The 13,730-nt window shown below is 49.1% G+C and carries 12 protein-coding genes; 8 read left to right on the forward strand and 4 right to left on the reverse strand.

The genetic code is table 11. The features are described from left to right. Positions 1-18 precede the first annotated feature (18 nt). Positions 19-699: an SDR family NAD(P)-dependent oxidoreductase gene (locus tag ASF12_RS11680; RefSeq protein WP_056034370.1), complete on the reverse strand. Its 681-nt coding sequence runs from the start codon at positions 697-699 to the stop codon at positions 19-21. Positions 700-964: 265 nt separating this feature from the next. On the opposite strand from ASF12_RS11680, the gene ASF12_RS11685 reads away from it, so the two are divergent. After that, complete coding sequence (locus ASF12_RS11685; RefSeq protein WP_056034373.1) at positions 965-2,800, forward strand: helix-turn-helix domain-containing protein; 1,836 nt, start codon at positions 965-967, stop codon at positions 2,798-2,800. Between the two features lie 91 nt (positions 2,801-2,891). Then, entirely contained in the window at positions 2,892-3,929 is a 1,038-nt protein-coding gene (locus tag ASF12_RS11690) for an ABC transporter substrate-binding protein (RefSeq protein ID WP_056034375.1), read from the forward strand. Positions 3,930-4,102: 173 nt separating this feature from the next. On the opposite strand, the gene ASF12_RS11695 is transcribed toward ASF12_RS11690, so the two are convergent. Continuing rightward, complete coding sequence (locus tag ASF12_RS11695; protein ID WP_056034378.1) at positions 4,103-4,474, reverse strand: cupredoxin domain-containing protein; 372 nt, start codon at positions 4,472-4,474, stop codon at positions 4,103-4,105. A 215-nt stretch (positions 4,475-4,689) separates the two neighbouring features. After that, positions 4,690-5,067, reverse strand: coding sequence for a phage holin family protein (locus tag ASF12_RS11700; RefSeq protein WP_056034380.1), 378 nt, complete (start codon positions 5,065-5,067; stop codon positions 4,690-4,692). 201 nt (positions 5,068-5,268) lie between these two features. Between ASF12_RS11700 and ASF12_RS11705 the strand changes: the two genes are divergently transcribed. The 5 genes from ASF12_RS11705 (at position 5,269) to cysK (ending at position 11,353) form a co-directional block, all read left to right on the forward strand. After that, entirely contained in the window at positions 5,269-7,638 is a 2,370-nt protein-coding gene (locus ASF12_RS11705) for an endonuclease MutS2 (RefSeq protein WP_056034383.1), read from the forward strand. A gap of 71 nt (positions 7,639-7,709) precedes the next feature. Continuing rightward, positions 7,710-8,132: a DUF350 domain-containing protein gene (locus ASF12_RS11710; protein ID WP_056034386.1), complete on the forward strand. Its 423-nt coding sequence runs from the start codon at positions 7,710-7,712 to the stop codon at positions 8,130-8,132. Between the two features lie 115 nt (positions 8,133-8,247). Beyond that, positions 8,248-8,775: a hypothetical protein gene (locus tag ASF12_RS11715; RefSeq protein ID WP_056034390.1), complete on the forward strand. Its 528-nt coding sequence runs from the start codon at positions 8,248-8,250 to the stop codon at positions 8,773-8,775. 324 nt (positions 8,776-9,099) lie between these two features. Further along, on the forward strand, positions 9,100-10,407 hold the full coding sequence (locus tag ASF12_RS11720; protein ID WP_235533131.1) for an MFS transporter: 1,308 nt from the start codon (positions 9,100-9,102) through the stop codon (positions 10,405-10,407). A gap of 28 nt (positions 10,408-10,435) precedes the next feature. Continuing rightward, on the forward strand, positions 10,436-11,353 hold the full coding sequence (gene cysK, locus ASF12_RS11725; protein WP_056034394.1) for a cysteine synthase A: 918 nt from the start codon (positions 10,436-10,438) through the stop codon (positions 11,351-11,353). 8 nt (positions 11,354-11,361) lie between these two features. On the opposite strand, the gene ASF12_RS11730 is transcribed toward cysK, so the two are convergent. Next, positions 11,362-12,492 (reverse strand): CotH kinase family protein, encoded by a 1,131-nt coding sequence (locus ASF12_RS11730; RefSeq protein ID WP_056034396.1) that lies wholly within the window; start codon positions 12,490-12,492, stop codon positions 11,362-11,364. Positions 12,493-12,846: 354 nt separating this feature from the next. On the opposite strand from ASF12_RS11730, the gene ASF12_RS11735 reads away from it, so the two are divergent. Beyond that, positions 12,847-13,638: a hypothetical protein gene (locus ASF12_RS11735; RefSeq protein ID WP_056034401.1), complete on the forward strand. Its 792-nt coding sequence runs from the start codon at positions 12,847-12,849 to the stop codon at positions 13,636-13,638. Positions 13,639-13,730: the final 92 nt, after the last annotated feature.

The raw sequence follows: 13,730 nt of genomic DNA on the forward strand, positions 1-13,730 counted from the left end.
ATATATCGGCTCGCCCGATTAGCCATAGCTGACCGTACTGCCTGTTGGACCGCCGCGGGGCAGGCTTGCGAGACGCAGCAAATCTGGTGTGACGACTGCCGGGTCCTTGCCCGTGGCATGCATTTCGGTGCGAAGCGTGCCAGGGTTGTACAAATTAATGAGAATGCCATATTCATGTTCTTCATCAGCAAGTGTCCGGGTTAGCGATTCAAGCCCGGCTTTGGCCGCGCTGTAAGCGCCATAACCTCCGGCACCGTTCCAGGAAAGGCCCGATGTTATATTAATAATGCGACCATAGCGTTCTGCCCGCATATATGGAATGACAGCTCTTGATAAATAAAAGGGTCCTGTCAAATTAGTAGCAACCTGCGTATGCCAGTTTTCAGAAGTCAACTCAATAACATGTCCAGACTCCAGCACGGCAGCATTATTGAGCAAAATGTCAATTTTGCCCCACTTGCCGACAGCTAGTATAACCGCTTGCTTAATTTGCTGTTCATCGGTGACATCTGTAGGTATAACAAGCGCTTCCCGTCCGGTAGCCTCTTTAATCGCCTCAAAGGTTTCTTGGAGCTTGTTCAATCGCCGGCCCAGCAACACGACCTCTGCGCCTTCTTTTGCAAACGATAGAGAAGCGGCCCTTCCGAGCCCACTGCCTGCGCCGCTTACAATTGCCACACGCCCATTTAAAAGGCTCATCGTATCTCTCCCTTCGGCTTTTGCGAGAAAAACTTCGTAAGCGCTAACTTTTAGCTATAATGACCATCTTATCAAAGGGAAGCGGGAAGGGAAAGTGCGGCAGTTATCAATTTTTCTTACAGGGTAGCAAAAGAAAAATGATATTTCAGTCCATTATCGTAAAAGCCGTGAATACATCGAGATGAATTAGAAGTGCATCGAATATGATAAAGTAAAGTTAGTCCCTCAGTTAGTCCCTAAATTATAGAGCGCAAGGAGCCTTACTATGTTTCTTAAAAAACAAACGATTAGCAAAAACGGAAAAACTTACGAGTACTTTCGGATCGTTTCAACCTACCGCGACGAATTCGGACGGAGGAAGCATCGAACGGAGAAATATCTGGGAGTGCTGAGCAGCGAGGAAGTATTGAGAGTCAAGGCTGAGCTGCGGAATCGAACAGCCCTTTCCGTACAAGGGCAGCTGAGTGTCGGGAGCGTTAGCGTCGCTTCCTCGGCAACGTTTGTTTTTCAAGAAATCGTTGCCTTTACTTATGCGCCTCAATCACCTATGGAATGGAATGTTGCCAGCACGGACATGCTGCTGCTCGTTCGCGAGGGGCGCGGTGAGATACATATGGGCGGCAAAAAAATTTTTCTCAAGGCTGGAACGGCTTTCTATTGGCCAGCGGGTAGTGGCATGCATGTCAACAATCCTTATGAGGAGACGCTGCTGCTGGACCGGATAACCTTTATCGCGATTGCCCCAATTGATGATGCAGGCAGCTTAGAGAGCGAAAGTGTATACGGCCGCGCAGCTGTTGCGCATTGGATTGGCGGGGAGATGCCGCTCCTTGCCCCAGAGCGTGCTTTACAGCTAGGAGTAGAACTGCATGAAGCGACCTCCCTGAAAAGCTTGCATAACCCGCTTAGAAGCCAGCTTATATTTTATCAATTGCTGAGCTTAGTGTTTAATGAACAATCGGTTCTGAAAGATGAAGAAGATGGGAGTCGTTGGATAGATAACGCCATTCAATATATTCGTAATCATTATGAGGAGAAGCTAACGCGAGATCGGCTTGCGGCAATGATTGGCATTAGCCCTGAATATTTTTCGCGTGTGTTCAAGCAGGAAACAGGCCAAAGCTTTTTGGATTATTTGTGCCGGATGAGAATTCGAAAATCCCAACAGCTGCTGCAGCTTTCTCCTCTGAGGAGTATAGGCGAGATTGCAAAGTTGGTCGGTTTTCAAAGCGAATATTATTTTAGCCGCAAGTTTAAACAAATGACTGGGCTGGCGCCTTCATCCTACCGATCCAAGCCTAAAATATATGCAGCATTGTCGTCCTACGTGACCTCATGCATGTTGACGCTAGGTGTCATTCCTGCAATCGGCCTAATTGAACCATGGATGAAGGAAGCCCATGCCAAGGGTATGGATTTGACTGCTCTTGAGGTGGTGGGACACATGGGCAAAGAAACATTGCGCAAGCTGGCTCAGGCTGGGCCCGACCTCATTTTGGCCGGGGAGCAGACCGCATATTCAGAACGGCTAAGGGAAATTAGCTCTGTGTGCGAAATACCTGATTTGGACGACAATTGGCGCGGGCCGTTCTTCCTGCTGGCAGAGGCGGTCGGGAAGCGGAGCGAGGGAGAAGCTTGGGTAGCCCGATTCGAGCAGAAAATAGTTGAAGGGAGAAGAAAAATGACTTCTTTCATCGGACGCGACGAGACTGTAGCGATAATGAAGATCGTGTCAGACAAGCTCTACATTTATGGCCGTTCCACGAGCATGGGAGGCATTCTTCTATACGGGGAGCTAGGATTGAAGCCTCCTGCAAGCGTTAGCCGCGAGCTGATAGACAGGAATATTCCAAACAAAGCATTCACTTCAGAGGAGCTGCTGGCATTTTCCGCAGATCATATCATTTTATTCGACTACGGCTCGCAAGGGCTTCCGAATAAGCGGGCCTGGATGAATAATGGGGCGTGGGGTAAACTTGAAGCCGTCCGGAACGGCCGCATCTATACGCCGAATCGCGAGATGTTTTATGGTTATGACACGCTGTCTCTGGAATATCAGCTCGAGGAGATTGTAAGGTTATTTTCCGCACATTCGGACTAATTTTTCGTCATGTTTGTATATGGACGTTAGCTGCCGAGAATTGTTATCATTTGATCGAATGATAATCAATTTCAATTAGGAGGCTGTTTCAATGTTGGTTTTGGCAAAAAAAATTTCCCCATCTATCGGTACGCTCATCTGCGTCATGTTCATACTTAGCGCGTGTGGCGGTAATTCCATTTCGAATACCCCAAGTACATCTAATACGACGGCCTCATCAACTGCCGCCTCAGAATTGCCAAGAGACAACAGCACACAAACGGATGAAGCTGCGACAAAAACCGTCAAGACTATCAAGGGAGATGTTGAGGTCCCTCTTCATCCGAAGCGAGTTATTGCCGGTTACTATCATGGTACACTGCTTGCTCTTGGCATTCAGCCTATTGGAGGCAGCAAAGAGTGGTGGATGGGCAGTCCCTTCCTGAAGGAGCAGGAAGCCGCAATAATGGACATCGGCTCCCCAGCTTCACCAGAGAAAGTGCTTGAAATGGAGCCTGATCTCATCGTTATTAATGATACACTCGCCGATCATTACGATAAATTTTCTCAGATTGCGCCAACGCTATTTATCGAGTACGGCTCTACAAAAAATGTTCGTGAAGAAGTAAAGCAAATGGGAGAGCTGCTGAACAAAAGCAAAGAAGCGGATGCATGGCTGGAAAAGTATGAGCACAACGCCGAAAAAGCAAGAAATCAGCTGAAGGACGTTGTTAAGCCAGGATCGACAGCTGTTCTGCTTGAGGTAGATGGAAAGACGCTAGCGGTTTTGGGCGATAATTATGGCCGCGGTGGAGAAGTGATTTACAATGCTCTGAAGTTCAAGGCGCCAGATTGGGTGCAGGAGAACGTCATGGACAATGGAGCACAGTACGTGGAAATATCGGAAGAAAAGCTGGCTGAGCTCGCGAATACAGATTATATTTTCTTATCGACCTACACAGAAACAACGGAGGAGCAGTTCAAGGAATTGACAGATGGACAAATTTGGAAAAGTCTTCCTGCCGTGAAAAATGGAAATCTGATTCCTGTTGATTATAAGACGTATTTTTATTTCGATCCGATTTCTATTATTGGCCAGATCGATGCTTTAAAACAGACGCTTCTCGATCATAAAACCGACAATAATTAAGTATAAATTACTAGTTTCTTACTTGACGCTGCTAGACCGAATGGTTAGAAACGTTATCGTTTAAAAAACAGCCGCATTTTATTATAATTCATCATAAACAACAAAAACCGCCAGCACTCTCATTATGATGAGCGCATGGCGGCTGGATGCAACAAGCACCAATCCAAGCAAATTTATTCAACAATAAGCTTTGCTTGCATTTTAGTATGGCCTGTACCACAAGGCACGTTGCATACGATGGTATATTCGCCAGCTTTCAGCGAGATGGTTTTGGATTTATTATTTGGAATCGTAATATCGGTTTTGGTAACTTGGATGCCATGGACGCCATCCGTTGATTCAAGCTTAAGGTTAACGGCCTCGCCCTGCTTGATCTTATATTCGGTTTGCTCAAATTCCCAGCTCTTTGCTTTGACAATGACTTCCGCTGCACTGGCATCTGTATCTATAACGCCGCCCGCTTCGCTTGCTCCTCCGCTTGTCCCGCATGCGGCAATGATTGCAACAAAGCACATCACGGCAGCAAGATAAATCCACTTTTTCATCTTGTTCGGCTCCCTTTCTGCTTACACGCTTTATGACACGGAATTATTTTCCGCATCGCTTTTATTGTAACCCAATTTCCCCAAACTGACAGCATCAGAAGGTGACAAATTGTTGAATGGCTTGATGAAAAAGCCCTTGGCCATCGCTTTAGAGAGCGACGGGCAAGGGCTGACAAGCATACGACTTCCGCTAACGACGCATCACGATTAAGGCTTTAATGGTCGCTGCTGCGGCGGTCATGATCGGAGCGTCCGGCTTCATATGGCGTGCTGACGGGAATGAACAAGTCGATAATCCCGATCACGAGCGCAGCCAGAATGGCACCGAGCCAAGTAACCGAAACGCCGCTGACGATAAATTGGGCAATCCAGATGACGACGACGCTGGCGATGAAGCCGACGATGCCCCGTCCAAATGGCGTAACCTTTTTGCCGAAAATCGCTTCGATAATCCAGCCCAGCACGGCAATGACGATAGCCAGCATTAAAGCGCTCCAAAAACCGCCCACGCTGAACTGCGGCACAATCAAGCCCACAAGCATTAACACAAGAGCTGCTACGATGAACCGAACAACATGGCCTAAAAAGCTCATGTATTCAACCTCCTCAATTGATTTGAAATCCTTCACTACGGCCTGTGAAAAATCAACGGATTTTGCATGTCGACCAGGCTGGATATTGTGATTCCTTCGTATTGTAGCCAGTTTTCGCCGGAACATGTATGGAAGGTAACGTCATGTCGTGCATCAAAGCGCCGATTCGGCTATAATATAAGGGCGAGAGGAGTGTTACGCTTGGATAGTAAAATATTAACAACACTTGAATTTCACAAAATTATACATAAATTGACACAGCACGCAGCGACTTCGCTTGGCAAGGCCGAAGCGGAGAAGCTTGCTCCAAGCTCCGATTTGGAAACGGTTAAGCTGATGCTTCAAGCGACGGACGAGGCTTATAAGGCCGACCGTCTTAAGGGCAATCCGCCATTTGGCGGCATTACCAACATCAGCAGCTCGCTTCACAGATCGCGTATCGGTGGAACGCTGAACCCGGTGGAGCTTATGGAAATTGCTTCGACGTCCAGAGGGGCTAGGCGGGTTAAACGTCATTTGGAAAATCTGCATGATGATGATCCGATTCCTTTGCTGCATGAAACGTCTGACCAGCTCAGCGAGCACAAGGAGCTTGAGGATGCGATCTTTGATTGTATTGATGATCAAGGTGAGGTTATGGACAGCGCGAGCGTCCAGCTCGCTTCGATACGCAGGGAGCTTCGTGGAGGCGAATCGCGCATCCGCGAGAAGCTGGAGCAAATGATCCGTTCTTCCTCGGTGCAGAAAATGCTCCAGGACGCTATTATTACGCTGCGCAGCGACCGTTATGTCATTCCGGTGAAGCAGGAGTACCGCTCGCATTTTGGCGGCATAGTGCATGACCAGTCTGGCTCGGGGGCTACGCTGTTTATTGAGCCGGAAGCAACGGTTGTCATGAACAACAAGCTGCGTGAGCTGAGAGCGGCAGAGCTGCGTGAAATTGAGAAAATTTTGCAAATGCTGACCGCGAAAGCGGCCGAGCATGTTGAGGATTTATTGTATAACCAGGAGCTGCTGGGCAGGCTGGATTTTGCTTTTGCCAAGGCGCGTCTTGGGCATGAGATGAAGGCGACGCTGCCACGCATGAATGATCGAGGCTTTCTGAAAATCAAAAGAGGGCGCCACCCGCTCATTGCGGCGGACAAAATCGTGCCGATTGATGTCGAGCTTGGCAATACGTACACAGCCATTATCGTTACGGGACCGAATACAGGCGGTAAAACCGTCTCGCTCAAAACAGTAGGCTTGCTCAGCTTGATGAGCATGTCCGGCTTGTTCGTTCCGGTAGAGGACGGCAGCCAGCTTTGCGTATTTGACGCTATTTATGCTGATATCGGTGACGAGCAAAGCATTGAGCAGAGCCTTAGTACGTTTTCCAGCCATTTAGTCAATATTATTCGCATTTTGAAATCCATGACGGCGAAAAGCCTCGTTCTGCTCGATGAGCTTGGCGCAGGCACCGACCCGGCTGAAGGCTCGGCACTAGCCATTGCGATGCTGGAGCATATTCATAGCATGGGCAGCCGTATTATTGCAACGACCCACTACAGCGAGCTTAAAGCATATGCATACAACCGCAAAGGTGTCATCAACGCAAGCATGGAATTTGATATTGCTACGCTAAGCCCAACGTACCGTCTGCTTGTAGGTGTTCCAGGCCGAAGCAACGCTTTTGCGATTGCAGAGCGGCTTGGCCTAAGCAAAACGATCATCGATCATGCGCGCGGTGAAGTGAGCGAAGAGGATCAGCGTGTTGAAAATATGATCGCGTCGCTCGAAGCCGACCGATTGAATGCGGAAAGCGATCGCCAGACGGCGCAGTCGCTGAGGCAGGATATGGAGAAGCAGCGTGGACGGCATGAGGCGGAGCTGCGCAAGTTCGAGGAGCAGCGCGACAAAATGCTTGAGAAGGCCCAGGAGGAAGCGCGCGAGGCGGTTGCAAAAGCACGCCTAGAGGCCGAGAAAATTATTTCGGAGCTGCGCAAGCTGGCTTTGGAGGAAGGAGCTTCTGTCAAGGAGCATAAGCTTATTGATGCCCGCCGCAAGCTGGATGAAGCGGTGCCTGAGCTGCACAAGAAGCAAAATCGTCCTTCTAATGCCGGGCAACAGAAGGCAGTTCGCAAAATCGAAGCCGGAGACGAGGTTATGGTCTACAGCTTGAATCAGAAAGGGCTTATCATCGAGGTGCATGGGGCGGATGCGACCGTTCAGCTGGGCATTATGAAGATGAAGGTAGCCATTGCCGATATGGAGCTGATCAAGCCAGCTGCTCCGCTTAAGCAGCAGCCGAAGCAGGCAGCCAGTGTGAAACGCTCCAGAGATGAAAATGTGAAGATGGAGCTTGACCTCAGAGGCTCGAATTTAGAGGAGGCACTCATGGAGGTCGACCAATTTCTCGATGAATCGTTCCTCTCCGGCATCGGTCAGGTTTATATTATTCACGGACACGGAACAGGCGTGCTGCGATCTGGCATACAGCAATATTTGCGCAAGCACAGCCATGTGAAAAAATACCGCTTGGGCAACTATGGTGAAGGCGGAGCCGGCGTTACGGTTGCTGAGCTGAACTAATTTAGCTGGCTGCGGCCTGCAAGGCGCAGCCGCTGCATCATTTTCGCAATTCGGTTAAAGGAGGGTAACGCATGAGCAATGAGGTCGATGTGCTGCTTGGCAATTCCTATCTGGCAATGCTGCTTTATATATCCATTGTAGTTCTCTCGCTTCTCGTTTTTTTATGGGTGTTCGAACTCGTTACCCGTTACAACTGCTGGAAAGAAATTAAAAACGGCAACGTTGCTGTCGCAATGGCGACAGGCGGTAAAATTTTCGGGATATGCAATATTTTTAGATTTTCAATTGAAGCGAATGACTCCATTTACCAAAGCATGATTTGGGGCGCATTTGGTTTCCTTATTTTGCTAGGCGCGTATTTCCTATTTGAATTTTTAACGCCGGTATTTCGTATCGATGATGAAATCGAGCGGGATAACCGGGCTGTTGGCTTGATTGCTATGATTATTTCCGTTTCACTTTCGTATGTCATTGGCGGTGCCATTGTGAGCTAGAATGCAGGAGGATCGACATGAAATATTTATGGGGAACATTGCTGGCGCTCGCCATTGTGTTTTTTAGCATCGGGGTTTATTACGTAATCAACAATTAAATGGGGGGCAATCAAGGATGGAAGAGCAAGTGGTATGTCCATGGTGTTTGACGGAAATTGTATGGGATGAAGAAATCGGTCCCGAAAAGCATTGTCCGCATTGTGAAAATGAGTTGGATGGCTATCGTACGCTGCAATTCGGCGTCGATAATGACCGCGATGAGGATGATGAAGAAGAGCCGGAGTGGGAGCAAGAAGACGGCAGCGGTCAGCAAGCGGGCAGCGATTGGGATGAGGCAGATGACGGCTTCCGCAGAACGCATCGCGACTGGATTGGGGCGCAAGGCAAAGTGCAGCAAATCATTAATGAGCAGGAAGAGGCGCCAGAATGTCCTTCCTGCCGTGAATATATGCTGGAAGCAGGCAAAATGGCTATAGCGGCAGGCTCCTTCGAGCCAACGCTGCATCCGGCACTGGGACAGCCTCTGCTGCAGCCGCCATTTGAACTCAAGCTATATGTGTGCCCATCATGCTTCCATACCGCTACTCAGCTAAGCGGCAATGACCGAGAAGGAATGCTGAAGGCACTCGCTTCCGAAGATTAATATCAAGCAGCCGGACAACGCGGTTTTGACCTGATTCGTCGAGGTCACTGCACTTGCTCCGGCTTTTTTTTGAAATATAAGCAGGTATAAGTTTCCCCCTTATAAACGGCATATATTTCACCCGCGAAACGGTAGCTTTGCCGCCAGAGGACGGCGACAGCCGTTTATGCTTGTACCTCCAGCCTATAAATGCCAGCAAAATGAGCGGCATGTACCTGACGCATGTAGGGAACCTTATATAGCACCTAAACAAATGCAGGGCAGCATGCCGGGCGAGTAAGCAAGCAAGCCTATTCAGCCGGCAGCCGGGGAAGGGGTACAAAAATGAAACAGAACAAAGGTGAATTCAGTACTGGGGCAAAAACACGCATGAAAACGTCGATGCAATTGGGACCATTCGGCCGCCCAGCCATGCTGGGAAGAGCGCCTACAGGCGGCGTATTGGATCGCCAGGCTATATTGCTTCTGGCTGTTCAAGCGTTATTCGGCATCGCGCTTGCGCTCTCAGGAACATTCGTGCCCATCTACTTATGGAAAGCCAGCTCCTCCTATATGCTGGTCGGCTGGTTTACGATGAGCCAGTATTTAACATGCGGCATTACCTTTTGGCTGGCGGGAAAATGGGTTAAAGAATATAATAAAATGAACAGTCTCCGCACAGGCATCGTGCTGTCGGGGGCTTTTTATTTCACAGTGCTCATGCTGGGCAAGCTGGCGGCGAGCTATATTATTCCGCTGGGCCTATTGAATGGGGTAGCGCTGGGCTTATTTTGGGTCGCATTTGATGTCATTTATTTTGAAATTACCGAGCCGGACAATCGCGACCGCTTCAACGGCTGGTCTGGTCTGCTTGGCTCTGGTGCGGGGATTTTGGCGCCGTGGGTATCGGGCTTGCTCATTACCTCGATGAGCGGCGAGCGCGGCTATCAGATTATTTTTACGGCATCGCTTGTCATACTGGCCATTTCGGTTGTGCTGAGCTTCTGGTTGAAGAAACGCAAGCAGGACGGCAGGCGATACAGCTGGACGCATGGCTTTCAGCAGCTTGCCATTCCCGGCAATCCATGGCGTAGAATGCTACCAGCTGTCGTAGCTCAAGGCGTACGGGAAGGTGTGTTTCTTTTTTTAGTCGGCTTGACCGTCTATATCGCCACGCAAAATGAGGCCAAGCTGGGCAGCTTTACGCTCATAACCTCTTTCGTTGCCCTAATCAGCTTCTGGCTGGTCGGCAAGCGGCTGTCCCCGCGCAATCGCAAGCGGGCGATGCTAGTTGGGACTGTCATGAATGGCCTTGTCATATTGCCACTATTTTACGAGGTGAATTTTACGAATTTATTGTTATTCGGTATTGGGACGTCCATATTTATGCCGCTCTACATTATACCGATGACTTCAAGAGTATTTGATTTAATTGGGGAATCGCAGTCCGGCGGTGGAGAACGCGAGGAATATATCGTCTTGCGCGAAGCGGGTCTGACGCTTGGACGGGTGCTTGGGCTTAGCGGCTATTTGGTCGTGCTGACGCAAAATCATTCTCCGCTTGCGGTCGTCTGGCTGCTGTTCGTAGTCGGCTCGGTACCTGTTATTGGCTGGTGGATGATGCGTCCATTGTTGGAACAAGAGACATCATGATTCATGGGAAACAGGGGGTTTAACAGTTATGCCAAAAATCGTATCAAGCATTATTGATTTAGTAGGTGAAACGCCTGTTGTGAAGCTGAATCGTTTGGCGGAGGAAGGCTGCGGAGATGTTTTCGTAAAGCTGGAATATTTTAATCCGAGCGGCAGCGTTAAGGATCGGGCGGCAGCTTCCCTTATTCAAGCTGGAGAGCTTAGCGGCCATATTAAGCCGGGCTCCACGATTATAGAGCCAACTAGCGGAAACACGGGCATTGGACTGGCCATGGGGGCGGCGGCTAAAGGCTATAAGCTCATTTTGATTATGCCGGACAATATGTCCCAGGAGCGCATTAAGCTGCTTCGTGCCTATGGCGCGGAAGTGGTATTGACGCCTGCAGCCGAGCGAATGCCTGGTGCGATTGCCAAGGCGGAGGAGCTGGCGCAGAGTATTCCAGGCAGCTTTATTCCGAATCAGTTTGAAAATAAAGCAAACCCCGATGCCCATCGGGGTACGACAGCAATAGAGATATTGCAGCAGATGGAAGGGCGGCTCGATGCTTTTGTTGCCTGCTCAGGAACAGGCGGCACCATTACAGGAATCGGTGAGACGCTGAAAGCCGCGCTTCCGAATTTACATATTGCCGTCGTTGAGCCTATGGGTTCGCCCGTATTGTCCGGGGGAGTGCCTGGGCCGCATAAGCTGGTGGGCACAAGTCCCGGCTTTGTGCCGGCTATACTGAATGTTTCCGTCTATGATGAAATCATTCAGGCGACGGATGACGATGCAATCGCTATGATGAAGGCGCTGGCCCGTCAGGAAGGCTTGCTGCTCGGCCCTTCTTCAGGAGCTGCCGTTTGGGCGGCTTTTCAGGTGGCTCGCCGCCTTGGAGCCGGCAGCAGAGTGCTCTGTATTGCTCCCGATACAGGCGAGCGTTACTTAAGCATGGAGCTATTTTAAAAGCGGCTTTAATGAATTTTAACTTTAAGGGCGGCAACATCAACATCAGCTGTCTTCTTCGTGAGCTTCCAGCTTTTTAAAGCCTTTCTAATAAGAGCGCGTCTCTCCTTCACATAATTCAATATGAAGTTGGGCTCGCTCAAATACGTATCAAAGCTGCTTTTTCGCGTGTAATCCTCTTGAATGGCTGGCGTCAGCTTGCTGTACATCGCGCGCACCGTCCGCTCCACCTGTTCCTCCGTAAATGCTGTTTGCAGCAGCCGGAGCAGGATGGAGCGGTATTTGCGTTTATAGGCCGGAATGGCCAGCAGTTTGTCCGTCAGCGTATTATAGCCTTCCACCCGCACCAGATCACTTCCACATGGCTTGCCGTAGCAATTTCTTCCCCATGTTCCTTCATAATCCCAAGGCATCATCCGGTATTTTCCCGTTTTCCCATGTACATAAAGCGCGTAGTTCTGATCGAAGCCATCATAGTTTCCCGTAAGCACAGCTCCCGCGAGCCAGAGCAAATATTGATCGACATCTAGGCGCCTTGACGTCCAAGTGCTCCATTGCAGGCGGGATGTGTGCTTGCGGTTAATGCCGCTGACGAAGCGGATTAGGCGCAGCTCGGAGGCCGCAAGTCCGGATACGAGTTCATAGCCGTCAAAAAGAGACTCCTTCCGTCGCTCCGTAATGGGATCAATCAGGCTGAAGTTTGCGCTGTCATTGACCGCATATATAATGGCGCGGCAGCCAATGCCTCTTCTGCGAAAAAATCTGGGATCAACGGATTCAATCTCTAAATAGACGCCTTGAGGGGCGCCATTAATGACGAGCCAAATGTGCCGGGTACGCGGCGATGGCACGCCAATCTGATTGAAAAACTGGAAGGACAGCGCATTGCGAATCATCGAAGGATCATCAAACTCGGCGTTCCAATGCAGCGTCAAGCCGGTTGTCGTTCTGACTTCATAGGATTTTTTAAAATAGTTCCTCGTATGACCGCCGCGATAGCCAAAAGTGGCTTCTCTAGATATTCCATTCATCTCTAGCTGAACGGGCTGGAACGTATGGCTCCAGGAATCCTCCTGCAGTTCCTGCAAATGATCAGGTTCAATCGTAATTTCACGAATCGGCAGCGTTTGGGTTGACATAGGGCTTCCACCTCCTGCGGGCAGATCAGCCTATCGTCCTCAGATAGGCTTTTGCTGATTTACCTTATTCTGCCGCGGGGTGTTTTGCTACTGCTGGAGCAGCGACTCTATGAAACTTTTCTAGTTATATGCTTATGCCTTAAATAAATAGTTATTAATCTAGTACCTCTTATATGAGGGATACATATAAATGTATTATAAATCGTCTCCCATGACAGATGAACGGCATCAAGCACTGGAGGGATGCTCGCTACTCAGGCCAAGGTGGAAACAGCAAGCAGGGACAGGGTCAATAACTTTTAAGATTGTATGTAAATCTAGCACAGCTCATTAAACATTTGGAGGGATTTTACTATGAATTATTGCAGCAACTTTGTAGGTGGAGAACAGGATCGCAACTCGGGCAACATGAACCAACACCATAAAAGCAATCAACACAAATGCAACAAACACAAAAGCAACAAACACAAAAGCAACAAACACAAAAGCTCCAAAGAAAATGGTACTAAATCATTTCTTGACGGCCTCGTTGGACAATATGTGAAAATCAACCGTGGTGGTCCAGAATCCCTCCAAGGTACGCTCGTTGCCGTGAAAAATGACTATCTAGTGCTTTGGACAAAGGAAGGCATTGTTTATGTGAGCACGAGCCATGTGAAGAGCATTACGGATTTCCCTAGCGACAAAAGCAAAGGCCGCACTCCCCAATATATTCATGCTTCCAGCTTCATCGGCGTAATCCGTGCGCTCAACCAAAAGTTTGTGCAAATCAACTGGGGCGGCCCGGAGAAAATCGAAGGCTTTATCGCCGAAGTTGGCAGCACATCCTTGCTGCTGGTCGTAAACCGTGAAGTTGTTCAAATTCAATTGTTCCACATTAAAACAATTAAGCTGCTTGGACAAAACACATCCCGTGGCGACCGTTCGGGAGGAAATAATAACCGCACAGGCGGATCGAACAACGGAGGAAATAAAAACCGCACAGGTGGATCGAACAGCGGAGGAAACAAGAACCGCACAGGTGGAACGAACAACGGAGGAAATAAAAACCGTACAGGTGGATCGAACAGCGGAGGAAACAAAAACCGCAAAAACAACAATAAAAGCGGAAACAAAAACGGAAACCGCTCAGGCAAAAGAAATTAGCGTTTAGTGGGAACATCACCATGCATTAGGCGCTAGTGGAATGCCGGGTCAGGCACTTGATGCCGAAGCCCGGTATTCATTTAAAAAAGTCG

This window comes from Paenibacillus sp. Leaf72, from assembly GCF_001422685.1.
Taxonomy (GTDB): domain Bacteria; phylum Bacillota; class Bacilli; order Paenibacillales; family Paenibacillaceae; genus Pristimantibacillus.

What these genes read in the sequence shown, in the direction of transcription:
- ASF12_RS11680 (WP_056034370.1), bottom strand. Translation starts at nt 699, where the DNA reads ATGAGCCTTTTAAATGGGCGTGTGGCAATTGTAAGCGGCGCAGGCAGT.
- ASF12_RS11685 (WP_056034373.1), top strand. Translation starts at nt 965, where the DNA reads ATGTTTCTTAAAAAACAAACGATTAGCAAAAACGGAAAAACTTACGAG.
- ASF12_RS11690 (WP_056034375.1), top strand. Translation starts at nt 2,892, where the DNA reads ATGTTGGTTTTGGCAAAAAAAATTTCCCCATCTATCGGTACGCTCATC.
- ASF12_RS11695 (WP_056034378.1), bottom strand. Translation starts at nt 4,474, where the DNA reads ATGAAAAAGTGGATTTATCTTGCTGCCGTGATGTGCTTTGTTGCAATC.
- ASF12_RS11700 (WP_056034380.1), bottom strand. Translation starts at nt 5,067, where the DNA reads ATGAGCTTTTTAGGCCATGTTGTTCGGTTCATCGTAGCAGCTCTTGTG.
- ASF12_RS11710 (WP_056034386.1), top strand. Translation starts at nt 7,710, where the DNA reads ATGAGCAATGAGGTCGATGTGCTGCTTGGCAATTCCTATCTGGCAATG.
- ASF12_RS11715 (WP_056034390.1), top strand. Translation starts at nt 8,248, where the DNA reads ATGGAAGAGCAAGTGGTATGTCCATGGTGTTTGACGGAAATTGTATGG.
- ASF12_RS11720 (WP_235533131.1), top strand. Translation starts at nt 9,100, where the DNA reads ATGAAACAGAACAAAGGTGAATTCAGTACTGGGGCAAAAACACGCATG.
- cysK (WP_056034394.1), top strand. Translation starts at nt 10,436, where the DNA reads ATGCCAAAAATCGTATCAAGCATTATTGATTTAGTAGGTGAAACGCCT.
- ASF12_RS11730 (WP_056034396.1), bottom strand. Translation starts at nt 12,492, where the DNA reads ATGTCAACCCAAACGCTGCCGATTCGTGAAATTACGATTGAACCTGAT.
- ASF12_RS11735 (WP_056034401.1), top strand. Translation starts at nt 12,847, where the DNA reads ATGAATTATTGCAGCAACTTTGTAGGTGGAGAACAGGATCGCAACTCG.